General features: G+C 45.2%; 3 protein-coding genes. All 3 read right to left on the bottom strand.

The genetic code is table 11. The annotated features are described in order from the left end of the window. Positions 1 to 734: histidine kinase (locus VIN08_RS04995; protein WP_331961143.1), on the bottom strand; the 734-nt coding region annotated here is incomplete at its 3' end. 244 nt (positions 735 to 978) lie between these two features. Next, complete coding sequence (locus VIN08_RS04990) at positions 979 to 1428, bottom strand: DoxX family protein (RefSeq protein WP_331961140.1); 450 nt, start codon at positions 1426 to 1428, stop codon at positions 979 to 981. Positions 1429 to 1491: 63 nt separating this feature from the next. After that, a partial coding sequence (locus tag VIN08_RS04985; RefSeq protein ID WP_331961137.1) for a hypothetical protein occupies positions 1492 to 2098 on the bottom strand: 607 nt, incomplete at its 5' end.

Below are 2098 nucleotides of genomic sequence, written 5' to 3'. Positions count from 1 at the left end.
CCCTTTACTTCATCAAGCTGTATATCCAGCTGCAGCTTGTCGGCAAAGCGAATCTTCTGCAGGTATATATAGGATGAAAGAAATTTCAGCTCTTCCTCCAGCGGCACTACTTCACGATCGCGGGTATCCAATACATACCGGTATACTTCCGAAAGCTTCTTGATAAACTTGGCAGCCTTATCCTGATCCTCATACACAACATTGGTGAGTACATTTAGTGTATTGAAAAGAAAGTGCGGATTGATCTGGCTCTTTAAACTTTGATATTGTGCTGCTATATTTTCTTTCTGCAGACGCTCGGCATCTACGGCCGCTTTACGCCAGTTGATCAGAAATTCTCTTCCATGCATAAACAGAGATATACTTATCGTGATAAGAATAGAGTACCCGGTGCTGTAGTTGATCTTTACCTGCAACTGCCAGGAATATATAGCCAGTATCAGATACATGATACCCAGCGAGTAGACGATCGTGGCGATAAGCCCAAACACAAACCGCGACATCGGGTACTTTATCCACGGCCATTTCCACGACATGAGGTCTGCGAGATACGAATTACCTTTCCACAGCGCTACCCACATCACCGCGTTCAGCGTTGCCATCTTCCAGAAGAGTGGCGTATTGAACTCACAGCCTCTGCACCCAAAGCCCGACCATGCCATAAATATACCCAGCAGGATCAGCACCACTACACTCTTTATCTCATCAATAACAAACTTCCGGTCGATGGTCATGACTTTATTTTACCGTAATAATAAAGCAGAAAGCTTAAAGTTGAAAGCTGAAAGTAGAAGTGCTCACTACTCTAAGCTTTGAGCTTTATGCTTTGAGCTTGCATTTGAATATCGAACAAGGAACACCGATCAACGAATGATGAAGTGGAGTTGCTCCTATTTATTTCTGCGTGTATCTGCGCGATCTGCGGGAAACCAACGGCTGTTTATTCTGTGCAAATCTGTGAGTTCTGTGGGAACCAAACTATTTCCTCCGAACACCAAAGAAATATACCCACCCGATAAAAAACACCTGAAGCGGTATGCGGAAGTATAGATATACCGGTCCGTTCTCCATACCGCCCAGGGCTACGCGTTTTAATGAGCCCGCTATATTTGCCGGAAGCACGCAAACAAAGAACACGATGAGCGCTATACCGGTAAATCTTGCAGTGCTATCGATCACCAGACCAACGGCCGCCAGCAGTTCGAGTATACCGGTAAAATATACCAGTTCCGGCTTATACGGTATACCATCCGGCATCGACTGAACCATAACATCTGTTTTAAAAAAATGCGCTGAACCGGTCATTAGCAACATCAACGCCAGGGCCACCCGCCCCATGAAGCTGTTGGATAATTTACGGTTCAACAGGTAACGATTGGTTAGCCAGAACAATATATAGGAGACAATAAGTACAACCAATGGTGCCATGATTTTTCAGCGTGATCGTTTAACAATGAAAGATACTTTGTGCGTGCTATCCGTAAAAATATATTATTGGCATTTTAATTTCAGCCCGTCAACCATTTGCTGTCCCCAGCGGGGAGCCAGCGGGTTCTCGGATTGAAAGGTTGTAAATTTCTCCAGTGCTTTTGCATTGGTAGTACATGCCTCTGTTGCAGGCGAGCCAAAGAATTGTGCCGTGCCAAATTGCATTTGTGCCAGCAATGCCAATGCGCGCGGGTTCTCGGGATTAACAGCTACTGCTTTATTAAGCACCTGCATCGACAAGCCGCTATACTGCTGACCGCGTGAAGCAGGATCTACCGTTACACGTATCATGTATATAAATCCTTCGAGCGCCATAACTTCCGATTCATTGGGTACTATCGCTTTGGCTTTGTTCAAGGCAGTGGCGGCCTGATCGAGGTACGCATCTTTTTTAGCGCCATCTTTCTCCTGGTTAGCCATCATAATATACCCGAACGATGCATAATAGAATGGCTCCCACTTGGTTTTCTCAGCGGCACCTATACGTTCAAGTGCATTTACCGCAGCCTGATAATCGGGAATGGCTTTCGCAGTATATACTGCCTGAATATTTTTTTGCATAGCTTCTATATACTTATCATCCGAAGCAAATGCTGACGCTGACAGAACG

This window comes from Ohtaekwangia sp. (genome assembly GCF_036568665.1).
Classification (GTDB): domain Bacteria; phylum Bacteroidota; class Bacteroidia; order Cytophagales; family Cyclobacteriaceae; genus Ohtaekwangia.
Note: the sequence above shows the minus strand (reverse complement) of the source record. Positions and strands in the feature narration are given on the sequence as shown.